Genomic DNA, 22,697 nt, shown 5'->3' on the forward strand with positions numbered 1-22,697 from the left:
TTTAGGAATGCCTGAGGCGAGCGTGGGCTCACGGCTGAAGTCGTGGGCATACGCACTTCGCACCACCAACCCGCCACCCGATGGACCGATCGACACCGTCACGCGGTGGCTGGTGGTCACCCGCGCGGCGGTGTTGCCGATGACCCTGGTGTCCGGTCTGGTGGCGGCGCTGCTGGCGGTGGGCAAGCCGGGCCTGGATTGGCGGTGGCTGGTGCTGGCCGTGTTGGGAATCACGTTGGCGCACACCGCCAATAACCTGATGAACGACCTCTACGACACGCAGGTGGGCACCGACAGCGCCACGTATCCCCGTGCGCTGTACGCCCCGCACCCGGTGCTGTCCGGGCTGATCAGCCGCCGGACGCTGGGGCTGGCGATCCTGCTGGTGAACGTCGCCGACCTGGCGATTCTGGTGACGCTGACGTGGGCCCGCGGTTGGCCCGTAATCGCCTTTGCGCTCAGCGGTTTCGCGCTGAGCGTCGCGTACACCGCGCCGCCGCTGCGCCTGAAGAAACGCGGGCTGGGCGAGCCCGACGTTTTCGTCGTGTGGGGTCCGCTGATGGTGTGCGGGACGTACTACTCGGCGGTCGGCTCCGTCGGTTGGGACGTCGTGCTGGCCTCGCTGCCCTACGGCTTGCTGTGCACGACGGTGCTGATGGGCAAGCACATCGACAAGATCCCCTACGACGAGCCGCTCGGGATCCGGACGCTGCCGGTCCTGCTCGGCGAGGCGCGCGCCCGCGCCGTGACGCTGGGCATGATGGTCGGCTTCTACGTGCTGGTCGCGATCGCGGTCGCGGCCGGCGCGATGCCCTGGGCCGCGCTGGTGGTCGCCGTGGCGCTGCCCCGGCTGGCGAAGGTGTGGCCCTACTTCCGCCGCCCAAGGCCCGCCGAACCGCCACCGAAGTTTCCGGTGTGGCCGCTGTGGTACGCCGCGCTGGCGTGGGTGCACGTGCGGCAGGCGGGCGCGCTGCTGGTGGTCGGGCTCGCGATCGGCGCCGTGCTGCGCAGCGCTACTTGACGAGCGTGAACTGCCCCACGTTGGTGACGCCTTTGCGGAAGAAATTCTCGCACCCGGTCAGATAGTGCATATAGCGGTCGTAGACCTCTTCGGATTGGATCGCTACGGCCTTTTCCTTATTGGCCTCAAGATTGGCCGCCCACATGTTGAGCGTTCGCGCGTAATGCTCCCGCAGCAATTGCACCTTCTCGACCGAAAAACCGGCGGCCTGCGCAAACTTGAAAATGTCCTCCTGTGCCGGCAACTGCCCGCCCGGGAAGATTTCCGTGCCGATGAATCGCATGAATCGCACGTCGCTCATCGTCAGCGAGACGCCGCGCTCATGTTGCTGTTTCTGGGTGTACGTCAAAATCGTGTGCAACAGCATTCTGCCGTCGGCCGGAAGGACGTCGTGGGCGTGGCCGAAAAAGGCGGCCCACCGTTCCGATTTGAACGCCTCGAAGGCGCCGATGGTGACGATCCGGTCGACCTTCTCGTCGAACTCCTCCCAGCCCTGCAACCGCACCTCGACGTTGCGCCGGGTCGGCAGCCCGGCAAGCCTGGCCTTGCTGTACTCGAACTGGTTGCGGCTGAGCGTGATTCCGATGACGTTGACATCGAACTTCTCGATCGCTCGCTGCAGGGCTCCACCCCAACCGCAACCGATGTCGAGCAACGTCATCCCCGGTTCGAGGTTCAGCTTGCCCAGCGCCAGGTCGAACTTCGCGTTCTGCGCTTCCTCGAGGGTCATGTCGTCCCGCTCGAAGTAGGCGCAGGTGTACGCCATGGTCGGGTCTAGGAATAACGAGAAGAATTCGTCCGAGATGTCATAGATGGATTGCGACTCTTCGTAATACGGCTTCAACTGAGCCATGCGATTCGGATGCCTCTCGTCGGTTGTCGCGAGAATGCTACCCGATCGACACAATGGCGTCGCGCCGACCCAATCACGTGCCCGTCAGTACGTATAGAAGCCTTGCCCGGATTTCTTGCCGAGCCGACCGGCCTCCACCATGCGCAGCAGCAGCGGCGGCGGGCCGTATTGGGGCTCCTTGAATTCCTCGAACATTTTGTCCGCGATGAGTTTGAGGGTATCCAATCCGACGAGATCGGACAGCCGCAGCGGGCCCATCGGGTGCGACAGCCCGGCGACCACGGCCTTGTCGACGTCTTCGACGGTGGCGAAACCGGCCTCCACCATCCGGACCGCCGACAGCAGATACGGAACCAGCAGCGCGTTGACGACGAAGCCGGACCGGTCGGAACAGCGCACCACCTGCTTGCCCAGAACCGCACTCGCGAACTCCTCGGTGCGGGTGGCCGCGGCCTCGTCGGTGACCAGCGTGCTGACCAGCTCGACTAGCGGCAGCACCGGGACAGGGTTGAAGAAGTGCAGGCCCAGCACGCGCTGAGGGTTCCGGGTGGCCGCGGCCACCTTCATGATCGGGATGCTGGAGGTGTTCGACGCCAGGACCGCGTCGGGGTCGGTGATGACCCGGTCCAGTTCCGCGAACAGCCCGGCCTTGACGGCCTCGTCCTCGACGATGGCCTCGATCACCAGTTGGCGGTCGGCCAGGTCCTTCAGATCGGTGGTGAACGTCAGCTTGTCGAGCGCGCGGTCGCGCTCCCGCTCGGTGACTTTGCCCGCGCTGACGCCGCGCTCCAGCGACCGGACGATGCGGTTGCGTCCCGCCGTGATCAGCTCCTCGCTGGGCTCGTACACCGTCACGTCGACTCCGGCGCGCACCGAGACCTCGGCGATGCCGGACCCCATCTGCCCCGCACCGACAACCCCCACCCGCTGGATCGCTGGGTCGCTCACTATTTCCTCCTAAACGCGCGAGCAGACGCAGAGTCGCATCGACTGGGCTGCAGAAGTGCGACTCTGCGTCTGTTCGGCAGACTAACTCAGTGGAACTGACCCTCTTCGGTCGAACCGGCCAGGGCGGTGGTCGACGAGCTCGGGTCCACCGTGGTGGCGATGCGGTCGAAGTAACCCGCACCGACCTCGCGCTGGTGCTTGGTCGCGGTGTAACCGCGCTCCTCGGCGGCGAACTCGCGCTCCTGCAGCTCGACGTACGCGCTCATCTGGTTGCGGGCGTAGCCGTAGGCCAGATCGAACATCGAGTAGTTCAGCGCGTGGAAGCCGGCCAGCGTGATGAACTGGAACTTGAATCCCATTGCGCCAAGCTCTTTTTGGAACTTCGCGATGGTGGAGTCGTCCAGGTGCTTCTTCCAGTTGAAGGAAGGCGAGCAGTTGTAGGCCAGCATCTGGTCGGGGAACTCGGACTTGACGCCCTCGGCGAACTTGGCAGCTAGCTCGAGGTCCGGGGTCCCGGTCTCCATCCAGATCAGGTCGGAGTACGGCGCATAGGCCTTGGCCCGCGCGATGCACGGCTCGAGGCCGTTGCGCACGCGGTAGAAGCCTTCTTTGGTCCGCTCACCGGTGATGAACGGCTGGTCGCGCTCGTCGACGTCCGAGGTGATCAAGGTGGCCGCCTCGGCGTCGGTGCGTGCGATCACCACCGTCGGCACGCCGGCGACGTCGGCGGCGAGGCGCGCCGAGGTCAGGGTGCGGATGTGCTGCTGAGTCGGGATCAGCACCTTGCCACCGAGGTGGCCGCACTTCTTCTCCGAGGCGAGTTGGTCCTCCCAGTGCGACCCCGCGACGCCCGCGGCGATCATCGCCTTCTGCAGCTCGTACACGTTGAGCGCGCCGCCGAAGCCGGCCTCGCCGTCGGCGACGATCGGCGCCAGCCAGTTCTCCACCGACCGGTCACCCTCGACCTTGGCGATCTCGTCGGCGCGTAGCAGCGCGTTGTTGATGCGACGGATGACCTGCGGCACCGAGTTGGCCGGGTACAGGCTCTGGTCGGGGTAGGTGTGGCCGGACAGGTTGGCGTCACCGGCGACCTGCCAGCCCGACAGGTAGATGGCCTTCAGGCCGGCGCGAACCTGCTGCACGGCCATGTTGCCGGTCAGGGCGCCCAGGGCGTTGATGTACTCCAGGTCGTGCAGCTGCTCCCACAGCACCTCCGCGCCGCGGCGGGCCAGGGTGTGCTCCTCGACGACGCTGCCCTGCAGGGCGACGACGTCCTGGGCGGTGTAGGTGCGGTTGATGTCCTTCCAGCGCGGGTTGGTGTCCCAGTCGTGCTGGATCTGTTCGGCGCTCTTCGGGGTGCCAACGTCAGACATTGGGCTTAACTCCTTTGCAATTGGTGGACGGTTGACGCCGCCGTCCGGCGGTAGCTGGAGGCTCAACTTCACTGGCGTGCTAATACGACCATGGCACAGCCTGTTTATGCCGGTCCACCCGTTTCATTTGCCAATTTCCGCAACGCGTTTCCCCGATTTTGCAAATCTTGCGAAGGCGCCGCAGAACTGAACCGTTTCAGAAGCTACCGGCCAGTAACCCAAAAGCCGCAGGTCAACACCGGAATTTGAGCGGGCCGCTTAGCGGCCCGAATTCGCTACAGGGAGAAGAGCGCGGCGACGGCTTTCGTCTCGTCGCCGACGGTATATGTGAGCGTTGTAACAGGGCGATCGACCAAGCCGGGACCGAACTGATCGGTGGAGCCGGCGGGGTGGACGTGCGAAATGATCTCGAGCTTGTCGCCCAGGGCGACCGGCGCCTCGTGCTCGATGGTGGTGCGCAGCGGTCCCCGCAGCAGCTCGGGATGCGCGGCCAGGTAGTCCTCGATCACGCTCCAGTACACCGAGTTGTTCATGTGGTCGAACAGGTCGATATCGGTCACCCGGACCGGGAACTCGTGGATCTCGGTCGCGTCGTCGCGGCTGCCCGGCTTCAAGTAGCCCTTCCACCGCAGCCGATCGATGGATGTGGTCTTGTGCAGGCCCGCCAGGAAGTCGTCGGCGATGCGCGCGGGCATCTGGGTTTCCCGGTTGATGTTGATCCAGAACGCCTCGGATTCGATCAGGCCGCCCTTGCGGCCGTCGACGCGGACCCGCATCTCGCACCACCGGTTCGAGGTGCCCGAGCACCAGCGCCGGCACCGCAGCATGTCCTGGAACTCGATCGGGCGGATCAGGTCGAGCATGGTGCGGCGGACGATCCACAGCGGGTGGGTCTCCTCGAACCCCATCTCGCGCAGCTGGTCCTGGCCGATGTCCTGGATGTGGCGGCAGGCGGCATCCAGCCGGAGCCGGCCGGTGCGGTCGATGTCGCCGACGCGCAGCGGCCATTCGCGATCGAATACGTCGGGGTGGCCGTCGGGCACCGGCATCATTATTTTGTCCAGGCTCACGGCTTCGCTCCCCCGCTCGCTCCTCGTCTGGACCCCACGGTAACCGGGGGGCAGACGGGAATCATGCCAAATGGCATCTCCGAAAAACCAATCCTAGCGCGATGCCAACTCTGCAAACCGTATCTTCACAGTGGCGGGTAGGCTCGGTTAGGTGTCCAAAACATTCGTCGGCTCGCGCGTTCGCCAGTTGCGCAGCGAGCGCGGATTCAGTCAGGCCGCGCTGGCCCAGATGCTGGAGATCTCACCCAGCTACCTCAACCAGATCGAGCACGATGTTCGGCCGCTGACGGTGGCCGTGCTGCTGCGGATCACCGAGGTTTTCGGTGTGGACGCGACCTTCTTCGCCCCGCACGACGACACCCGGCTGGTCGCCGAGCTGCGCGAGGTGACGATGGATCGCGACCTGGGCATCGACGTCGAACCGCCCGAGGTCGCCGAGATGGTCAGTGCCCATCCCGCCCTGGCCCGCGCGGTGGTCAACCTGCACCGGCGGTACCGGATCACCACGGCGCAGCTGGCCGCCGCCACCGAGGAGCGGTTCTTCGACGGCAGTGGCACCGGGTCGATCACCATGCCCCACGAGGAGGTGCGCGACTACTTCTACCAACGCCAGAACTACCTGCACGAGCTGGACACCGCCGCCGAGGACCTCACCACCCAGATGCGGCTGCATCACGGCGACCTGGCCCGCGAGCTGACCCGGCGGCTCACCGAGGTGCACGGCGTGCACATCAACAGGCGCATCGATCTCGGCGACACCGTGCTGCACCGCTATGACTCCGAGACCAAGACGCTGGAAATCAGCAATCACCTCTCGCTGGGTCAGCAGGTATTCAAGATGGCCGCCGAATTGGCCTACCTCGAGTTCGGTGACCTGATCGACAGCATGGTCGAGGAGGGCAAGTTCACCAGCGACGAGTCGCACACGCTGGCGCGGCTGGGGTTGGCCAATTACTTCGCGGCGGCCGCGGTGCTGCCCTATCGCCAATTCCACGATGTCGCAGAGAACTTCCGCTACGACGTCGAGCGGCTGTCGGCGTTCTACTCGGTGAGCTATGAGACGATCGCGCACCGGCTGTCGACGCTGCAGCGGCCGTCGATGCGCGGGGTGCCGTTCTCGTTCATCCGGGTCGACCGAGCCGGCAACATGTCAAAACGTCAGTCCGCCACGGGTTTTCACTTCTCCTCGAGCGGCGGGACCTGCCCGTTGTGGAACGTCTACGAAACGTTCGCCAACCCGGGCAAGATCCTCGTGCAGATCGCACAGATGCCCGACGGCCGCAACTACATGTGGGTGGCCCGCACCGTGGAGCGCCGCGCCGCGCGGTATGGTCAGCCGGGTAAAACCTTCGCGATCGGGCTGGGCTGCGAACTTCGGCACGCCCACCGGCTCGTCTACTCGGAAGGACTCGACTTGTCGGGGGAGATCGCCACGCCCATCGGCGCGGGTTGCCGTGTCTGCGAACGCGACAACTGTCCGCAGCGGGCGTTCCCCGCGCTGGGGCGCGCGCTCGATCTCGACGAACACCGCAGCACGGTGTCCCCGTATCTGGTGAAGCAAGCGTGAGCGGGCTCCCGGCACGTCCCGTCGGCCGCATCCCGTCGGGCGGGTTCCGAGAACTCGGACCGATCAACTGGGTGATCGCGAAGCTGGGTGCGCGCACGGTGAAAGCGCCCGAGTTCCACCTGTTCACCACGTTGGGCCAGCGCCGATTGCTGTTCTGGGCGTGGGCCTTTTACGGCGGCCGGTTGTTGCGGGGGCGGCTGCGGCCGGTCGACACCGAGCTGGTGATCCTGCGGGTCGCGCACGTCCGCTCATGCGAATACGAGCTGCAGCATCATCGCCGGATGGCCCGCAGGGCGGGTCTGGACGCGGACATGCAGGCCACGATCTTCGCGTGGCCGGACTCGCGGAACGGATCCGGGCTCACCGAACGGCAACAGGCGCTGCTGACGGCGACGGATGAGTTCGTCAAAGACCGGACGATCAGCGACGCGACCTGGCAGCGGCTGGCGACTCACCTGGATCGGCGGCAGCTGATCGAATTCTGCTTGCTCGCAAGCCAATACGACGGCCTTGCGGCGACGATGTCCGCGCTCGACATCCCGCTGGACAATCCCCGGTAGCTAGAGGTAGACGTCGGCCAATACGGCCAGCGTCAGCACCACGGGAAGTATCGGCAGGCCGAAGGCGAACGCCGCCCACAGCTGATTACCGCGCCGGCGCAGCCACCAGCCCCACACCCCGGCGCAGATCCCCAGCACCACCGACATCAGCAACACCAGCGGACCCCACTGGCCCGCCGTCGAATTGTCCCCGGTCGAAATGGCCACCAGCCACAGCACATAGCCGATCGCCACGCCGCCGATGGCGCCGACGATCCGCTCGCTGGTCTTGCTGGTGTTCATCCGCGGATCAGAAGTTGATCATGTGGCCGGTCAGGCCGTGGAAGCATTCCTGCAGCGCCTCGGACATGGTCGGATGGGTGTGCACGTTGCGGGCCAGCTCGGTCGCCGTCAGATCCCACTTCTGCGCCAGGGTGAGCTCGGGCAGCAGCTCGGACACGTCGTGGCCGACCAGGTGCCCGCCGAGCAGCTCGCCGTACTTCGCGTCGGCGACCAGCTTGACGAAACCGCTGGGGTCGCCCACGCCATGCGCCTTGGCGTTCGCGGTGAACGGGAACTTGGCGACCACGACGTCGTAGCCCTCGTCACGGGCCTGCTGCTCGGTGAGCCCGAAACTGGCGACGTTGGGTTGGCAGAACGTCGCGCGCGGCAGCATCCGATAGTCGCCGAGCGCCAAAGTCTCTGCGCCGCCGATGGTTTCGGCCGCCACCACACCTTGAGCCTCGGCGACGTGCGCGAGCTGCAGCAGCCCGGTGACGTCGCCGATGGCGTAGATGTGCGGCAGATTGGTGCGCATGTAGTCACTGATGCCGATGGCCTTGCGGTCGGTGAGCGCGACCCCGGCCACCTCCAGGCCGTAGCCCTCGACATTGGGCGCAAAACCGATGGCCTGCAACACCTTTTCGGCCTTGAGCTCCTCGCTGCGACCGTCCTTGCTGACGGTCACCCTGACCACCGAACCGTCGTCGGAGATGGCCTCGACCTTGGTTCCGGTCAACACCTTGACGCCTAACTTCTTGAACTGCTTCTCAATCTCCTTGGACACCTCGGCGTCCTCGTTGGGTAGTGCGCGCGGCAGGAACTCCACAATCGTGACGTCGACGCCGTAGTTCTTCAGCACGTAGCCGAACTCCATGCCGATCGCGCCCGCGCCGGCGATGATGATCGACTCCGGCAACTCCCGGGACAGGATCAGTTCCTCGTAGGTGACCACGTTTTCCGACAGCGATGTGCCGGGCACCAACCGGGTGCTGCTGCCGGTGGCGATGATGGCGTTGTCGAACGTGACGGTTTCGGTGCCACCGTCATTGAGCTCAACCGACAGCGTGTTGGCGTCGGTGAATCTGCCGTACCCGTGAATCTCGGTGATCTTGTTCTTCTTCATCAGGAAGTGCACGCCGGCGACGCGGCCCTCGGCCACTTTGCGGCTGCGGTCGAAGGCGATCCCGTAGTCGAAGGTCGCCTCGCCGCTGATGCCGAAGGTCTTGGCCTCTTTCGTGAAGATGTGGGCGAGCTCGGCATTGCGCAGCAGCGCCTTGGACGGGATGCAGCCGACGTTCAGGCAGACGCCACCCCAGTACTTCGGCTCCACGACCGCGGTGTTGAGGCCCAGCTGTGCGGCGCGGATGGCTGCGACATATCCGCCGGGACCGGCCCCGAGGACGACGACGTCATAGTGAGAAGTCACGAGCCCCACCCTAGTGGGGCTCGACTTCGATCACGCCGCCAGCCATTTGTTGACCTTGTCCTCGTACCCGCCGGCGACCCGCAAGCTGCGGCCGGGCCCGCGGGTGAGCCATTTCCGATCGAGGAACGCGGCGGTGATTGCCGCCGGGAGTGCCCCGGCCAGGTGTGGCCGGCGGTCCGTCCAGTCGATGCAGCACCGCGCGAAGATGCGCCGCGTTGCGCGCACCGCTGCCGGGTCGACGCCGAGCTTGGTGAGCAACTGCTCCCCGCGGTTGGTGAGCTCGTGATCGCGGTCGTCGATCAGACGGATCGCTTCGGCGGCCAGGAGGCGGTCGCGCAGTTCGACGCCGCGGCGTCCCGCCAGGTGGTCGTAGCACGTTCGTGCCTCGGCCAGCCCGCTTGCCGCACGGTGCTGACGCAGTGAACGCACCGCAAGCGGGGGGGCGATCCGGGCGAGGGACTCCAGCGCCGCCGCCACATCCGGACCGGAGAGCTCGTGGTAGCGGTGCCGGCCCTGCAGCCGCACGCGAATCAACCCGCCGTCGGCCAGGCGACGCAGGTGCGCGGAGGCGGTGGCCGGATGCACCCCGGCCCTGCGAGCGAGTTCCCCGGCCGGCAGCGCTTGCCCGGCGGCTAGGGCGGCCAGCATGGTCGCACGCGCCGGATCACCGATCAGGCTCGCCACCGCGGCAAGATCACGGTCGGCCGGTGGGGTCGAGATGTCGTTCACATCGCCAGCCTGTCACAGGCATGGTTTGTCGGCCATCAAAGCTTTCCGGCTATACCGTGGAGTCGTCCGAAGAAGTCGGCCCCGAAGGAGGAAGTGTGACCACCCCGCACACCGGGTCCACCGAGGCGCTCGAGCGCATCTTCCACGCCTGGGATGAAGCCTTGGGCGCCAAGGACATCGACGCCTCGATGGCGCTTTATCACCCGGACGCGACACTGGAGAGCCCGCTGGTGTGCCACCTGCTTGGCACCGAGGAAGGCGTCGTGCGCGGCCGTGACGCGCTGCGCCGTTTCGTAACGCGGGTATTCGAGCACCAACCGCCGCAGCGTCGCCGCTACCGCACCGGATATCTCTCCGACGGCACGAGACTGACGTGGGAATATCCACGGCAGGCCAGTGACGGAGATCAGATGGACATCGTCGAGGTGATGGAAATCCACGACGGACTGATTCGGCACCACCGCGTGTACTGGGGCTGGTACAGCGTCCGCATGATCACGACCGGCGACCACCCCAGCTGACCGGCGCGGCCTAGTACGGGATGACGCCGATCAGGCAGTGGCCCACCCGCTCGCAGTAGTAGTAGCCGTAGAGCGGCGCCGCGGCGGCGACGGCGGCGAGCGGCCCGGACATCACCGCGATCGACAGCGCCGAGACCAGCGGCCGGCCGTGCATCGCCAGCATCACGCCACCCACCACGCAGGCGACGACGTAGACCAGCACCGCGAACACCGCGGGCGCCTTGTCGATGGTGTGGTACCACCAATAGAACAACCCCAGCCCGACGACGGCCGCCACGGCCCACACGCCGAGGAGAACGAGAACCAACTGCCACCACTTCAGGTAGTGGTAGCGGCCGGGAACGGCGACGGGCTGCACCGGCGCACCGCCGGCTTCGGTCACGCCGTCGCGCTCGGTGTCCTCCTCCGGGGCGGTCTCCGGCGCGGGCGTTTCCGGCTCGGCGACGACGGGAACGGGTTGTGAGCCGGTGTCGTCGGAGAAGTCCGGCACGAACGCCTCGGTCCGCGGGTGGGATTCGCGGTCCTCATCAGGTAAGTCAGGCACCGGCCACCACCCGCAGAGCGACGAGCGCGCCGAACCAACCCGGCGCCACCGCGAGGATGAACGCGCCGACCATCGTGACCCAGCGCCGTCCCGACAGCACGATCGTCAGCAGCCCGATCACACTGGGAATCCCCACCACGAGTGCGATCGCGATGTCGGGGCGGACCCTCGGGTGGTCCACGACGGTGAACGCCACGCCCGCCAATAACCCGACCGCGCAACCGATCAGCATGGCACTGGCCAGCAGCCACGGACGAGGAAGCGGTATCACTTTCTCGACTGTACTGCGGTTGGGCATGTCCCCAATGCCGCGTCGGCCACCACCTGACCCCGTGTCGCGGGGCGTTCACCGCGCTCGTAGTCGGCGCCGGTGATGACCGTTGCCAACGACGCCTGCTCTTGCTCGGTGAAGACGCGGCCGCGGGATAAGAACCGCACCCCCTCGGGGGCTTCCAGGCTGAACCCGCCGCCGCGGCCGGGCACCACGTCGATGACAAGCTGCGTGTGCTTCCACGCCTGGTACTGCGGACCGGAAATCCACACCGGCACCCCGTCCCCGACATCGAGCACGCCGAGCAACACGTCGCGGTCGCCGACGATGAAGTCTCCGCGCGGGTAGCACATCGGCGACGACCCGTCGCAGCAGCCTCCGGACTGATGGAACATCACCGGGCCGTGCCGGTCCTGTAGCTGCCCGAGCAGCTTGGCGGCATCCGCGGTGATCACCACCCCGGCTGGCGGGACCATCAGAAGAATCCTTGCGCCTTCTGCGAATAGGACACCATCAGGTTTTTGGTCTGCTGGTAGTGGTCGAGCATCATCTTGTGGTTCTCCCGGCCGATGCCGGACTGCTTGTAGCCACCGAACGCCGCATGCGCCGGGTACACGTGATAGCAGTTGACCCACACCCGGCCCGCCTGGATGTCGCGACCGGCCCGGTAGGCGGTGTTGCCGTCGCGGCTCCACACGCCCGCGCCCAGACCGTAGAGGGTGTCGTTGGCGATACCCATCGCGTCGTCGTAGTCCTTGAACGACGTCACCGCCACCACTGGCCCGAAGATCTCCTCCTGGAAGACCCGCATCTTGTTGTTGCCGCCGAAGATCGTCGGCTGCATGTAGAAGCCGCCGGACAGGTCGCCACCCAACTCGGCGCGCTCTCCGCCGGTGATGATCTTGGCGCCCTCGTCCTTGCCGATCTCGATGTAGGACAACACCTTTTCCAGTTGGTCGTTGGAGGCCTGCGAGCCCAGCATGGTCTCGGAGTCCAGCGGGTCGCCCTGCCGGACCGCCTTGGTGCGGATGGCAGCCAGCTCCAGGAACTCGTCGTAGATGTCGGCCTGGATCAGGCTGCGCGACGGGCAGGTGCACACCTCGCCCTGGTTGAGGGCGAACATCGTGAAGCCCTCCAGCGCCTTGTCCTGGAAATCGTCGTGCGCGGCCATCACGTCGGAGAAGAAGATGTTGGGGCTCTTGCCGCCGAGTTCCAGCGTGACCGGGATCAGGTTCTGCGACGCGTACTGCATGATCAGTCGCCCCGTGGTGGTCTCCCCGGTGAAGGCGACCTTGGCGATGCGGTTGTTCGACGCCAGCGGCTTGCCCGCCTCCGCGCCGAATCCGTTGACCACGTTGACCACCCCGGGCGGCAGCAGGTCGCCGATCAGCGACATGAGATAGAGCACCGACGCCGGCGTCTGCTCGGCGGGCTTGAGCACCGCGGCATTGCCGGCCGCCAGTGCCGGCGCCAGCTTCCAGCTCGCCATCAGGATCGGGAAGTTCCACGGAATGATCTGGCCCACCACGCCCAGCGGCTCGTGAAAGTGGTAGGCGACGATGTCCTCGTCGATCTGGGACAGCGAACCCTCCTGCGCGCGGATCGCCGCCGCGAAATACCGGAAGTGATCGGCGGCCAGCGGAATGTCGGCGGCCAGCGCCTCCCGGATCGGTTTCCCGTTGTCCCACACCTCGGCCACCGCCAGCGCGGCCTTGTTTTCCTCGATGCGATCGGCGATCTTGTTCAGGATCGCCGCACGCTCGGCGGGCGCGGTCTTGCCCCAGGCGGGTGCGGCCGCGTGGGCGGCGTCGAGCGCCTTTTCCACGTCGGCCTCGTCGGACCTGGCCACCTCGCAGAACGTCTGACCTGTCACCGGCGTCGGGTTCTCGAAATAGCGGCCGCCCGCCGGCGCGACCCATTGGCCCCCGATGAAGTTCTCGTACCGGGATTCATACGACATCAATGCCCCGGCGGCACCTGGACGTGCGAAAACAGTCATCTGCTCGGCTCCTCGTTCTGTCCTCCTGCGATACAGCTCACACTACCGCCGGGGCCACAATGGCTTCCATGACTTCAGAGGCTGCTGCTGACCACCACTTGGCCGAGGACCCGTACCTGTGGCTGGAGGACGTCACCGGCGAGGAGGCGCTGGATTGGGTCCGGGCGCGCAACGAGCCGACGCTCGCCGAATTCCGCGATGCGCGGTTCGAGGAGATGCGCATCGAGGCGCTCGAGGTGCTCGACACCGACACCCGAATCCCCTACGTCGTCCGCCGCGGCGAGCACCTCTATAACTTCTGGCGCGACGCCGCCAATCCGCGCGGGCTGTGGCGGCGCACCACCCTGGACAGTTACCGCACCGACTCCCCCGAGTGGGACGTGCTGATCGACGTCGACGAGCTGGGACGCGCGGACGGCGAGAAATGGGTGTGGGCCGGCGCCGGCGTCATCGAACCCGACCACACCCGCGCGCTGATCGCCCTGTCACGGGGCGGCTCGGACGCGTCCATTGTGCGCGAATTCGACATGGCGACACGGGAATTCGTCGCCAGCGGCTTCGAGCTGCCCGAGGCCAAGTCGCAGGTCTCCTGGGCCGACCCGGACACCGTGCTGGTGGGCACCGATTTCGGTGCCGGTTCGCTGACCGAATCGGGCTATCCCCGCGTGATCAAGCGGTGGCGGCGGGGCACGCCCTTGGCCGACGCGGAGACCCTATTCGAGGGCACCCCTTCCGACGTCCGCGTGTTCGCCTCGGCGGACCGCACACCCGGCTTCGTGCGCACCCTGTTGCTTCGCGCCCTCGACTTCTGGAACGACGAGGTCTACGAACTGCGGGGCGCGGAGCTGATTCGCATCGACGCGCCCACCGACGCCAGCGTGTCGATCCACCGCGAATGGATATTGATCGAGCTGCGCACCGATTGGTACTTCCGCGACGCGGTATACACCGCGGGTTCACTGCTCGCGGCAAACTACGACGAATTCCTCGCCGGCACAGCGGAATTGCGGGTGGTGTTCGAGCCCGACGAGCACACCGCGCTCAACCACTACGCCTGGACGAAAGACCGCCTGCTGATCGTCACGCTGGCCGACGTGGCCAGCCGCGTGGAGATCGCCACGCCGCCATCGCGTGACGACCCGTCCCCCGCAAGCGGGAGGTGCCCCCAGCGCCCGGCTTCGCCGCGCTTGCGATCGTCACGGGGCACGTGGCGGCGCGAGCCGGTGGCGGGCATCCCGGCCGCCACCAACACGGTCGTCGTCACCGCCGACGACACCGGCGACGAGTTCTTCCTCGACTCCAGCGGATTCGTCACCCCCTCGCGGCTCTTGCGCGGCGCCGGCGACGGGCAACCCGACCCGATCAAATCCGCACCGGTATTCTTCGACGCCGAAAACTTGTCCGTGGCACAGCATTTCGCGACGTCCGACGACGGGACGTCGATCCCCTACTACGTGGTGCGGCCCGGCACAACGGACGGCCCCGGCCCCACTCTGTTGAGCGGTTACGGCGGATTCGAAGTCGCCAGGACCCCCGGATACGACGGCGTACTGGGCCGGCTGTGGCTGGCCCGCGGCGGGACCTTCGTGATGGCCAACATCCGCGGCGGCGGCGAGTACGGACCCGGATGGCACACCCAGGCGATGCGCGAGGGCCGGCACAAGGTGGCCGAGGATTTCGCGGCGGTGGCAACCGATCTGGTGCGCCGCGGCATCACCACCGTCGAGCAACTCGGCGCTCGCGGCGGCAGCAACGGCGGTCTGCTGATGGGCATCATGCTCACCCAATACCCGGAAAAATTCGGCGCGCTGGTCTGCGACGTGCCGCTGCTGGACATGCGGCGCTATCACCTGTTGCTCGCGGGCGCGTCCTGGGTGGCAGAATACGGCGATCCGGACAACCCCGACGACTGGGAGTTCATCTCCAAATATTCGCCGTACCAGAACATCTCGACCCGGCAGTATCCGCCGGTGCTGTTCACCACGTCCACCCGCGACGACCGGGTGCACCCGGGCCACGCCCGCAAGATGACGGCGGCGTTGCAGGCCGCGGGACACAAGGCCTGGTATTACGAGAACATCGAGGGCGGGCACGCCGGCGCGGCCGACAACGAGCAGGTCGCGTTCAAGTCGGCGCTGAGCTACTCGTTCCTCTGGCGGACCCTGGGAGGCAAGGCATGAAGATCCTCGACATCATCGAGCTCGGGTTGGTCGCTGCCGGGCTGGTCCTGATCGCCGCCGGCTGGGCTCAGGTTCGTTTTCGCTTCATCGCCGAGCGCCGCAAGGCCCGGTACTTCTATTGGGGAACCTCGGCTCTCGGCATCATCTTTTTTGCGTTCGGGACGGGCAAACTCTGGCCGAACGCCGTCATGACGACGTTGATTTTCAGCGCCATCGTCGTGGGATCGGCCTACCTGACAACGCCTTATCTGAAGATCGGCGACCGGATCTACGCGTGGAATCCGGAAAACCGCCAGCCCGACCCACCCGATGAGGAGCGCTAGCCCATGCCCGACTTCGAGACGCTGATCTACAAGGCGGCCGGTCCGATCGCCACCATCACGCTCAACCGCCCGGAGCAGCTCAACACGATCGTGCCGCCCATGCCAGACGAGATCGAAGCGGCGGTGGGCCTGGCCGAGCGCGACCCGGACGTCAAGGTCATCGTGCTGCGCGGCGCCGGCCGCGCATTCTCCGGCGGCTACGACTTCGGTGGCGGATTCAAGCACTGGGGCGAAGGCATGGCGACCGACGGCAAGTGGGATCCGGGCAAGGATTTCGCGATGGTGAGCGCCCGCGAGACGGGGCCGACGCAGAAATTCATGGCCATCTGGCGGGCGTCCAAGCCGGTCATCGCGCAAGTGCACGGCTGGTGCGTTGGCGGGGCCAGTGACTATGCGCTGTGCGCCGACATCGTGATCGCCAGCGAGGACGCGGTGATCGGCACCCCGTACAGCCGGATGTGGGGGGCCTACCTGACCGGCATGTGGCTGTATCGGCTGAGCCTGGCCAAGGTCAAATGGCACTCGTTGACGGGCCGGCCGCTGACCGGAGTCCAGGCCGCCGAGGTCGAGCTGATCAACGAGGCGGTGCCGTTCGAGCGCCTCGAGGCTCGCGTGGCCGAGATCGCCGCCGAGCTGGCGCGAATCCCGCTGTCCCAATTGCGGGCGCAGAAGCTGATCGTCAACCAGGCCTACGAAAACATGGGCCTGGCGTCGACCCAGGTGCTGGGCGGCATTCTCGACGGTCTGATGCGCAATACCCCCGACGCCCTCGACTTCATCAGGACCGCGGAAACCCAGGGTGTGCGCGCCGCGGTCGAGCGCCGCGATGGCCCTTTCGGCGACTACAGCCAGGCCCCGCCGGAGCTCCGCCCGGACCCCTCGCACGTCATCGTCCCTGATAGCGGTACTTAGTAAGATAGGTTACGAATTCGCTACCGGCTGTCCTTCGCCACCTGGAAAGTGCTACCGTAGCCACTATGTCTCGGCTCAGCTCCAGCCTGCGTGCAGGCGCCATGTTCCTCGCCCTGGGCATCGCCGCTGCGACGTTCCCGACGACCGCCGCGGCCGATTCCACCGAAGACTTCCCGATCCCCCGCCGGATGATCAATACCACCTGCGACGCCGAGCAGATCCTGGCGGCGTCCAGGGACACCAGCCCGGTGTACTACCAGCGGTACATGATCGACTTCAACAACCACCCGAACGTCCAGCAGGCGACGATCGACAAGGCGCATTGGTTCTACTCGCTGTCGCCGGAGGACCGCAGGAATTACTCCGAGAACTTCTACGCGCCAGTCTCCGATCCGCTGTGGGTGGCCTGGCCCAACCACATGAAGATCTTCTTCAACAACAAGGGTGTCGTCGCCAAGGCCACCGACATCTGCAACCAGTACCCGCCCGGCGACATGTCGGTGTGGAACTGGGCGTAGCGCTCGGAGCTAGCTGACGCGCGCTAGCCGCTCATCGAGGGTCGCGTGAAAGCGGCCGATGGCGCTTTCGTGGCGCCCGAACTCCAGGAACGTGTTCGCCCCGGCGTGCAGGCCGCGCTGCACGCCTTCGGACATCTCGTTGTCCTCTAACGCACCGGCATCGAGCAGGCTGCGCGCCCCCGGCTCGGCGTCGCCCGAGTTCGACAGCTTCTGTGCAACCGCGGGCGTGACCATCGCGTAGAGGGAGACGACGGAGTTCGCGACGTCCACGGGCTCGATCACGATCAATATCGTTTGGTCGGGGAACGTCGCGATCATCACGTTGGGGAACAGGTGATACACATATGTCACCCGGGCATCGATGTTCCACGCCGATTCGGGACGATCGCGCAGCCGCTCAATGTTGCGGTACGGGAACGTGATTCGCGTATTGGGGCCGAAGGATTCCACGACGGTGAGATCGTCGTACTGGAGCGGATAGAACGTGTCCCTGTGCGTCGAGCGGATGTGATAACCCTCCAGGAACTGTTCGACGAGGACCTTCCAATTCATCTGCCGCGCAGTGGCGTTCACCAACACCAGCCGCTCGGCCGGCAAAAGCTTGTCGCGCCAGGGGCTGCCGTCGGAGAGCCCCGCGATGGCGGCGTCGACCTGCTGTCGCCCCGACTCGGTTGCCGGCGGATCGAGCGGGTCGATGACGATCAGGCCGTCCACCTCGCGGCTTTCCACCTCGACCAGGCCGCGGGCCGACACGTCCAGATCGGGGAACGCCTCGTCGTGCGGAACGTGTGACAGCGAGCCGTCCAGCCGATACGTCCAACCGTGGTAGCGACACACCAGCGCGTGCGAGCAGCCCGGACCCTCGACGAGGGCCAGCCCCCGGTGCCGGCATGCGTTGCGGAATACCCGGGACCGGCCGTCGCGACCGCGCACGGCGAACAGCGGCACCCCAAAGGTGGTGCGTTCGGCGTGGTCGCCGACGTTGGGGATGGCCACCGAGGGCAGGTACACACTCGGGAACGCGCGCAGCACCCGCATCTCCTCGGCGAAACGGCTCGGATCCACGTAGTTGCGGACCGGCTCGCGCCACACCTCGCCCTCGTCGGTGGTTCCCCCGTCGATGTGGGAAAGGATCCGCCGGACGATCTCCACGTCCGGGGCTACCGGAGATCTTGTCGGAGTGCTCATACTCTGGAAGTATCACACTGTGCCTGTCACGCGTCAATCGTTTCGTGATAACCGTTCCGAGGTCGCCGCGGTGGTCGGAGACCGCGCGCTCAGCGCGCGATCGGTACTGGCGACCGCGTTACTGGGGGCCGACCAACCTCGGCTCAGCGCCGCCGAGCTCGTCGCGGTGGCCTCACTGTTCGGGATCAGCGGGGGCGCCGCACGCACGTGCCTCTGGCGCATGGTCTCCAGTGGGGAACTCACCAGCGACGACGGTACCTACGCGCTGGCGGGACACTTGCTGGAAAGACGCGAACGCGTGGACGACGCCTCGCGCATCCCCGACGTGGCGACTCGCGGCTGGGATGGAACGTGGGAACTGGCCGTCGTCTCGGCCGAGCGCCGGCCGCCGTCCGAACGGCTCGAGCTGCGCAAGGCGGCCACCGCGCTGCACCTGGCCGAACTTCGCGAGGGCGTGTGGATCCGACCGGATAACCTTGACCCGCAACGACTCCCGTCGATGCGCAGCGTCCTGGACCGCCAATGCGTCCACTTCCACAAGGCCGCCTCGACGATCGCCGACGACACCGTGAGATCGCTGTTTTCCCTTGATGATTGGGCCAGCGAGGCAAAACGGTTGGCCGGCGCCATGCGGGCCGAACTCGACGGCCCAGCGCTACACCATGACGACACCAGCGCCAGCTTCCGCTTCCAGTTCGCGTTGTCGATCGCCGTCGTCCGGCACCTGCAACTCGACCCGCTACTGCCGACGCACTTCATCCCGGAAGACTGGCCGGGAAATCGGCTGCGCGATACCTACCGGGTTTTCGACGAGGCGTTCAAACACCGTATGCTCAACGCCTTTCGGCGCACACCGTAAGATCAGCGCGCTTGTACCAACCCGCCCGCCGGGGGCTCCTGGACGTCGATCAGCTCGCGCACGGCGGGACGCGGTCCGAATGGCCGCAGCATGGTGCTGGCCGGCCGGGGTCGCACGTGCTGCGGCCACCAGAACCAGCGCCCGAGCAGGGTGGCCAGCGACGGTGTCATGAACGACCGCACGATCAAGGTGTCGAACAACAGACCCAGCGCGATCGTCGTACCCACCTGGGCCATCACCAGCAGCGGGCTGAACATGAACGTGGCCATGGTCGCGGCGAACACCAGACCGGCGGAGGTCACCACCGAGCCCGAACCGGCCATCGCGCGGATCGTCCCTGTCTTCAGCCCGGCGTGAATTTCCTCCTTGAACCGCGATATCAGCAGCAGGTTGTAGTCCGAGCCGACCGCCAGCAGCAGGATGATCGCCATCGCCAGGACCATCCAGTGCAACTTCATGCCCAGGATGTACTGCCACAGCAGCACGGAGAGTCCGAATGAGGCGCCTAGTGACAGCAACACCGTACCGACGATCACAAAGGCCGCCACGACGCTTCGGGTGATCACCAGCATGATGATGAAAATCAGTGTGGCTGCGGCAATTCCGGCGATCAGCAGGTCGATGTTGGAGCCGTCGTGCATGTCCTTGTACGTCGCGGCGGTACCGCCGAGGTAGACCTTGGCGCCCTCCCAGGGCGTGCCCTTGATCGCCTCGTGCACGGCCTGCTTGATCGGTTCGATGTGACGGATGCCTTCGGGACTCGCCGGGTCGCCCTCATGGGAGATGATCAACCGGACGGCGCGCCCATCCGGCGAGATGAACTGTTTGAGACCTCGCGCGAAATCCGGGCTGTTGAACGCCTCCGGCGGAAGGTAGAACGTGTCGTCGTTCTTCGCTTTGTCGAAGGCATCGCCCTGCGCGGTGGCGTTGTCGGCCTGCGCCTTCGCCTGGTCGTTGAGACCGTTTGTGATCGCGTAGTTCGACATGACGGTGTCAAGGTTGCGCTGCTGACTCTCGATCTGCGGCGGGATCAGCGCCACCAGCTTCGGCTGAATCTGATCCAGCTTGTCCAGATTCGCGCTGAGCTCCACGATGTTCTCAGCCACCTGGTCGATGCCGTCGAGCGCGTTGAAGACCGACCGGAGTGCCCAGCAGGCCGGGATGTCGTAGCAATGCTTCTCCCAGTAGAAGAAGCTACGGATCGGCCGGAAGAAGTCGTCGAAGTTGGCGATGTCGTCGCGCAACGCCTCGGTGATCTTCACCGTTTCTTTGGTGAGCCTGGTGGTTTCGTGTGTGGTGTTGCTCAGATCCTGGGTGACCTGCATCTGCTCACGCAGCGTTGCCATCGTCCTGCGCAGCTCGTCCGCCTGCTTGAGCAGGTTTGCCGCCTGCTGTTCCTGATAGTGCTGGGTCTGGAGCCGCCCTGCGGCTTGTGCGCCCATCTGAAAACCGAGGGTGCTGTGGTCGAGCGGCGTGCCCAACGGCCGGGTGATGGTCTGCACCCGGCCGATACCGGGGATGTGGAAGACCGCCTTGGCGACCTTGTCCAGGACGATGAAGTCGGCCGGGTTACGCAAGTCGTGATCGGTCTCGATCATCAACAGCTCAGGATTGAGCCGAGCCTGGTCGAAGTGCCGATCCGCGGCGGCATAACCGACATTGGCCGGGGTGTCCGCCGGCAGGAAGTGGCGGTTGTCGTAGTCCGTCTTGTAGCCGGGCAGGGCGAGCAGACCAACCAATGCGATCCCGATGGTCACCGCGAGAACCGGTGCGGGCCAGCGGACGACCGCCGTGCCGATACGACGCCAGCCCCGAGTCTGCAGCTTTCGCTTCGGATCCAGGAGCTTGAAGAATGACGCCACCGTCAGTATCGCCGGAGCCAGCGTCAAAGCCGCGAGCACCGCGACCAGCATGCCGACCGCACACGGCACCCCCAGCGACTGGAAGTACGGCAGCCGGCAGAAGCTCAGGCAGTACATCGCGCCGGCGATGGTCAATCCCGACCCGAGCACGACGTGCGCGGTGCTGTGGAACATGGTGTAGAACGCTTTTTCGCGCGACTCGCCCAAACCGCGCGCTTCGTGATAGCGCCCGACCACGAAGATCGCGTAATCCGTCCCGGCGGCGATCGCCATCAGCACCAGCATGTTGTTGGCGAAGGTGGACAGCCCCATGACGCCGTAGTTACCGAGCGTCGCGACGACACCGCGGGCCGCCGCCAGCTCGATGAACACCATCGCCAGCATGATCATCATGGTGACGACCGAGCGGTAGACGAACAGCAGCATCACCACAATCACTGCGAAGGTGACGAGCGTGACCTTCGCGACGCCCTTCTCACCCGCGTGGGACTGATCGGCGAACAGCGGACCCGCCCCGGTGACGTAGGCCTTGATGCCCGGCGGCGCGGGCACCGAGTCCACGATCTTGCGGACGGCCAAGGCAGACTCGGTCGCCTCCCCGCCTCCCATGTTGCCGGCCAGGTAGACCTGGACGTACGCGGCCTTTTGATCGTGGCTCTGGGAACCCGCCGCCGTCAGCGGATCGCTCCAGAAATCCTGGACGTGCTGAACGTGCTTCTTGTCTTGCGCGACGCGCCTGACGATCTCGTCGTAGTAGCGGTGCGCTTCGGCCCCGAGCGGCTTGTCGCCCTCCAGCAAGATCATGGCCGAGTTGTCGGAGTTGAACTCCTTGAACGTCGATCCGACCTTCATCATCGACTGAAAGGACGCCGCGTCCGTCGGACTCATCGACACCGAGTGGGTTTTGGCGACGACCTCCAGCTGCGGGGCCACGGTGTTGGTGATGAACACGATGCCCAACCAGACCAGGACGATCGGCAGGGCCAGCCGGTGGATCATCCGCGGCAGGAACGGCGGGATCAGCGGCTGGTCGACGCGCGGCGGAGCCTCGGCTGGCTCGCTCATGCGGACTTGTCCAGGCAGTAAACGAAGGCGTTCACGGTTTGGTTGGGATTTGAGCGGTTCGGAGTCTTGATGACGTCACCGCTCCCGTCGTGCTTGTTCACCACGAACTGGCAGGCGATCCAACTGCCGTCGCCTTGCGCCACCAGGTTTGCCGGGATACCGGGCTTCGTTGAACTCAATACTTTGCTCCAGGGCAAGGGCACGTTGAGGGCCTGCTGTGGGTGGGAGTTTTCGTCGAGGTAGTTGATGGTTGCCGTGCTGCCCGGTGGGCCCCAGACCTGGAGCGTGATCGTCTTGGCGTTGAACTCGTCGAGGACCTCGCCCGAGGTGCCACCACCGAACGAACCGCGGTGAACGCCGAAGACGCCGTGCAATCGGTATACGACGAATCCCGACACCGCGACGACAGCCGCGATCGTGAGCACCAGCCAGAAACGCGCGAACAGCCCCTTTTTCCCACCGCGCTGCGGGGTCTTGTTGTCCTCGCTGTCGGCGGAGCCCTGCTTCTCTATTGGCTCGGTCCTTGGCTCAGTCATCGTCATGGGCGCTTCAAGTCCTTCACGGGCGAAACATTAAACAGCCTAACGTTAGCGACGCCCCACAGCCTCTCGGACGCGGAGCGCTCGGAGATCCCGGGACCGGTCGCA

23 protein-coding genes are annotated in these 22,697 nt (G+C 65.9%); 9 read left to right on the forward strand and 14 right to left on the reverse strand.

The genetic code is table 11. From position 1 onward, the window contains the following. Positions 1-7: 7 nt before the first annotated feature. Positions 8-1,021 carry a prenyltransferase gene (locus tag ACQI5H_RS18085; protein ID WP_427080698.1) on the forward strand — a complete coding sequence of 338 codons (1,014 nt, stop codon included), beginning with the start codon at positions 8-10 and terminating at the stop codon, positions 1,019-1,021. Here the strand turns inward: ACQI5H_RS18085 and ACQI5H_RS18090 are convergent. The 4 genes from ACQI5H_RS18090 to ACQI5H_RS18105 all read right to left on the reverse strand — a co-directional run bounded on the left by ACQI5H_RS18090 (position 1,014) and on the right by ACQI5H_RS18105 (position 5,265). Continuing rightward, positions 1,014-1,874 carry a cyclopropane mycolic acid synthase family methyltransferase gene (locus ACQI5H_RS18090; RefSeq protein ID WP_427080699.1) on the reverse strand — a complete coding sequence of 287 codons (861 nt, stop codon included), beginning with the start codon at positions 1,872-1,874 and terminating at the stop codon, positions 1,014-1,016. The genes ACQI5H_RS18085 and ACQI5H_RS18090 overlap by 8 nt on opposite strands. Before the next feature lie 84 nt (positions 1,875-1,958). Next, positions 1,959-2,822 carry a 3-hydroxybutyryl-CoA dehydrogenase gene (locus ACQI5H_RS18095; protein WP_427080700.1) on the reverse strand — a complete coding sequence of 288 codons (864 nt, stop codon included), beginning with the start codon at positions 2,820-2,822 and terminating at the stop codon, positions 1,959-1,961. Positions 2,823-2,908: 86 nt separating this feature from the next. Beyond that, entirely contained in the window at positions 2,909-4,195 is a 1,287-nt protein-coding gene (gene aceA / locus ACQI5H_RS18100; protein WP_427080701.1) for an isocitrate lyase, read from the reverse strand. Positions 4,196-4,470: 275 nt separating this feature from the next. Then, on the reverse strand, positions 4,471-5,265 hold the full coding sequence (locus ACQI5H_RS18105; RefSeq protein WP_076062570.1) for an acyl-[acyl-carrier-protein] thioesterase: 795 nt from the start codon (positions 5,263-5,265) through the stop codon (positions 4,471-4,473). Positions 5,266-5,416: 151 nt separating this feature from the next. On the opposite strand from ACQI5H_RS18105, the gene ramB reads away from it, so the two are divergent. Beyond that, positions 5,417-6,832, forward strand: coding sequence for an acetate metabolism transcriptional regulator RamB (gene ramB / locus ACQI5H_RS18110; protein WP_427080702.1), 1,416 nt, complete (start codon positions 5,417-5,419; stop codon positions 6,830-6,832). Further along, positions 6,829-7,392 carry a carboxymuconolactone decarboxylase family protein gene (locus ACQI5H_RS18115; protein WP_427080703.1) on the forward strand — a complete coding sequence of 188 codons (564 nt, stop codon included), beginning with the start codon at positions 6,829-6,831 and terminating at the stop codon, positions 7,390-7,392. The genes ramB and ACQI5H_RS18115 overlap by 4 nt, the downstream gene beginning before the upstream one ends. Here the strand turns inward: ACQI5H_RS18115 and ACQI5H_RS18120 are convergent, their stop codons facing one another. Genes ACQI5H_RS18120 through ACQI5H_RS18130 form a run of 3 tightly spaced genes read right to left on the reverse strand, consistent with a single transcriptional unit; the run spans position 7,393 to position 9,808 of the window. Beyond that, positions 7,393-7,674: a hypothetical protein gene (locus ACQI5H_RS18120; RefSeq protein WP_427080704.1), complete on the reverse strand. Its 282-nt coding sequence runs from the start codon at positions 7,672-7,674 to the stop codon at positions 7,393-7,395. Between the two features lie 7 nt (positions 7,675-7,681). After that, on the reverse strand, positions 7,682-9,079 hold the full coding sequence (lpdA, locus tag ACQI5H_RS18125) for a dihydrolipoyl dehydrogenase (RefSeq protein ID WP_427080705.1): 1,398 nt from the start codon (positions 9,077-9,079) through the stop codon (positions 7,682-7,684). Between the two features lie 30 nt (positions 9,080-9,109). Then, positions 9,110-9,808, reverse strand: coding sequence for an ArsR/SmtB family transcription factor (locus tag ACQI5H_RS18130; protein ID WP_427080706.1), 699 nt, complete (start codon positions 9,806-9,808; stop codon positions 9,110-9,112). A gap of 95 nt (positions 9,809-9,903) precedes the next feature. On the opposite strand from ACQI5H_RS18130, the gene ACQI5H_RS18135 reads away from it, so the two are divergent. After that, positions 9,904-10,329, forward strand: coding sequence for a nuclear transport factor 2 family protein (locus ACQI5H_RS18135; protein WP_427080707.1), 426 nt, complete (start codon positions 9,904-9,906; stop codon positions 10,327-10,329). Positions 10,330-10,339: 10 nt separating this feature from the next. On the opposite strand, the gene ACQI5H_RS18140 is transcribed toward ACQI5H_RS18135, so the two are convergent. Genes ACQI5H_RS18140 through exaC form a run of 4 tightly spaced genes read right to left on the reverse strand, consistent with a single transcriptional unit; the run spans position 10,340 to position 13,143 of the window. Then, complete coding sequence (locus tag ACQI5H_RS18140) at positions 10,340-10,873, reverse strand: hypothetical protein (protein WP_427080708.1); 534 nt, start codon at positions 10,871-10,873, stop codon at positions 10,340-10,342. Next, on the reverse strand, positions 10,866-11,144 hold the full coding sequence (locus ACQI5H_RS18145; RefSeq protein ID WP_427080709.1) for a putative holin: 279 nt from the start codon (positions 11,142-11,144) through the stop codon (positions 10,866-10,868). The genes ACQI5H_RS18140 and ACQI5H_RS18145 overlap by 8 nt, the downstream gene beginning before the upstream one ends. Continuing rightward, positions 11,141-11,620: a DUF779 domain-containing protein gene (locus ACQI5H_RS18150; protein WP_427080710.1), complete on the reverse strand. Its 480-nt coding sequence runs from the start codon at positions 11,618-11,620 to the stop codon at positions 11,141-11,143. The genes ACQI5H_RS18145 and ACQI5H_RS18150 overlap by 4 nt, the downstream gene beginning before the upstream one ends. Continuing rightward, positions 11,620-13,143 carry an acetaldehyde dehydrogenase ExaC gene (gene exaC / locus ACQI5H_RS18155; protein WP_427080711.1) on the reverse strand — a complete coding sequence of 508 codons (1,524 nt, stop codon included), beginning with the start codon at positions 13,141-13,143 and terminating at the stop codon, positions 11,620-11,622. Before exaC ends, ACQI5H_RS18150 begins: the two co-directional genes overlap by 1 nt. A 68-nt stretch (positions 13,144-13,211) precedes the next feature. Here exaC and ACQI5H_RS18160 point away from each other — a divergent pair, with 68 nt between their 5' ends. The 4 genes from ACQI5H_RS18160 (at position 13,212) to ACQI5H_RS18175 (ending at position 17,076) form a co-directional block, all read left to right on the forward strand. Then, positions 13,212-15,323 carry a prolyl oligopeptidase family serine peptidase gene (locus ACQI5H_RS18160; protein ID WP_427080712.1) on the forward strand — a complete coding sequence of 704 codons (2,112 nt, stop codon included), beginning with the start codon at positions 13,212-13,214 and terminating at the stop codon, positions 15,321-15,323. Beyond that, positions 15,320-15,646: a hypothetical protein gene (locus tag ACQI5H_RS18165; protein WP_427080713.1), complete on the forward strand. Its 327-nt coding sequence runs from the start codon at positions 15,320-15,322 to the stop codon at positions 15,644-15,646. Before ACQI5H_RS18160 ends, ACQI5H_RS18165 begins: the two co-directional genes overlap by 4 nt. Before the next feature lie 3 nt (positions 15,647-15,649). Beyond that, positions 15,650-16,558 carry a crotonase/enoyl-CoA hydratase family protein gene (locus ACQI5H_RS18170; protein WP_427080714.1) on the forward strand — a complete coding sequence of 303 codons (909 nt, stop codon included), beginning with the start codon at positions 15,650-15,652 and terminating at the stop codon, positions 16,556-16,558. Between the two features lie 65 nt (positions 16,559-16,623). Further along, positions 16,624-17,076, forward strand: coding sequence for a DUF5078 domain-containing protein (locus ACQI5H_RS18175; RefSeq protein ID WP_427080715.1), 453 nt, complete (start codon positions 16,624-16,626; stop codon positions 17,074-17,076). Between the two features lie 9 nt (positions 17,077-17,085). Here ACQI5H_RS18175 and ACQI5H_RS18180 read toward each other — a convergent pair whose 3' ends face one another. Further along, positions 17,086-18,264 (reverse strand): aromatic ring-hydroxylating oxygenase subunit alpha, encoded by a 1,179-nt coding sequence (locus ACQI5H_RS18180; protein ID WP_427080716.1) that lies wholly within the window; start codon positions 18,262-18,264, stop codon positions 17,086-17,088. Positions 18,265-18,283: 19 nt separating this feature from the next. Here ACQI5H_RS18180 and ACQI5H_RS18185 point away from each other — a divergent pair, with 19 nt between their 5' ends. Then, the gene (locus ACQI5H_RS18185; RefSeq protein WP_427080717.1) at positions 18,284-19,123 is read left to right on the forward strand and encodes a PaaX family transcriptional regulator C-terminal domain-containing protein; all 840 of its coding nucleotides are present in this window, start codon (positions 18,284-18,286) and stop codon (positions 19,121-19,123) included. 2 nt (positions 19,124-19,125) lie between these two features. Here the strand turns inward: ACQI5H_RS18185 and ACQI5H_RS18190 are convergent, their stop codons facing one another. Both ACQI5H_RS18190 and ACQI5H_RS18195 read right to left on the reverse strand, forming a co-directional pair. Beyond that, on the reverse strand, positions 19,126-22,050 hold the full coding sequence (locus ACQI5H_RS18190; protein WP_427080718.1) for an RND family transporter: 2,925 nt from the start codon (positions 22,048-22,050) through the stop codon (positions 19,126-19,128). Further along, positions 22,047-22,592 (reverse strand): MmpS family transport accessory protein, encoded by a 546-nt coding sequence (locus tag ACQI5H_RS18195; protein ID WP_427080719.1) that lies wholly within the window; start codon positions 22,590-22,592, stop codon positions 22,047-22,049. The genes ACQI5H_RS18190 and ACQI5H_RS18195 overlap by 4 nt, the downstream gene beginning before the upstream one ends. Positions 22,593-22,697: the final 105 nt, after the last annotated feature.

Origin of the sequence: Mycobacterium heidelbergense, assembly GCF_050205645.1 — a bacterium.
Taxonomy (GTDB): Bacteria; Actinomycetota; Actinomycetes; order Mycobacteriales; family Mycobacteriaceae; genus Mycobacterium; species Mycobacterium heidelbergense_A.

What these genes read in the sequence shown, in the direction of transcription:
- ACQI5H_RS18085 (WP_427080698.1), top strand. Translation starts at nt 8, where the DNA reads ATGCCTGAGGCGAGCGTGGGCTCACGGCTGAAGTCGTGGGCATACGCA.
- ACQI5H_RS18090 (WP_427080699.1), bottom strand. Translation starts at nt 1,874, where the DNA reads ATGGCTCAGTTGAAGCCGTATTACGAAGAGTCGCAATCCATCTATGAC.
- aceA (WP_427080701.1), bottom strand. Translation starts at nt 4,195, where the DNA reads ATGTCTGACGTTGGCACCCCGAAGAGCGCCGAACAGATCCAGCACGAC.
- ACQI5H_RS18120 (WP_427080704.1), bottom strand. Translation starts at nt 7,674, where the DNA reads ATGAACACCAGCAAGACCAGCGAGCGGATCGTCGGCGCCATCGGCGGC.
- ACQI5H_RS18150 (WP_427080710.1), bottom strand. Translation starts at nt 11,620, where the DNA reads ATGGTCCCGCCAGCCGGGGTGGTGATCACCGCGGATGCCGCCAAGCTG.
- exaC (WP_427080711.1), bottom strand. Translation starts at nt 13,143, where the DNA reads ATGACTGTTTTCGCACGTCCAGGTGCCGCCGGGGCATTGATGTCGTAT.
- ACQI5H_RS18160 (WP_427080712.1), top strand. Translation starts at nt 13,212, where the DNA reads ATGACTTCAGAGGCTGCTGCTGACCACCACTTGGCCGAGGACCCGTAC.
- ACQI5H_RS18165 (WP_427080713.1), top strand. Translation starts at nt 15,320, where the DNA reads ATGAAGATCCTCGACATCATCGAGCTCGGGTTGGTCGCTGCCGGGCTG.
- ACQI5H_RS18170 (WP_427080714.1), top strand. Translation starts at nt 15,650, where the DNA reads ATGCCCGACTTCGAGACGCTGATCTACAAGGCGGCCGGTCCGATCGCC.
- ACQI5H_RS18175 (WP_427080715.1), top strand. Translation starts at nt 16,624, where the DNA reads ATGTCTCGGCTCAGCTCCAGCCTGCGTGCAGGCGCCATGTTCCTCGCC.
- ACQI5H_RS18180 (WP_427080716.1), bottom strand. Translation starts at nt 18,264, where the DNA reads ATGAGCACTCCGACAAGATCTCCGGTAGCCCCGGACGTGGAGATCGTC.
- ACQI5H_RS18190 (WP_427080718.1), bottom strand. Translation starts at nt 22,050, where the DNA reads ATGAGCGAGCCAGCCGAGGCTCCGCCGCGCGTCGACCAGCCGCTGATC.
- ACQI5H_RS18195 (WP_427080719.1), bottom strand. Translation starts at nt 22,592, where the DNA reads ATGACGATGACTGAGCCAAGGACCGAGCCAATAGAGAAGCAGGGCTCC.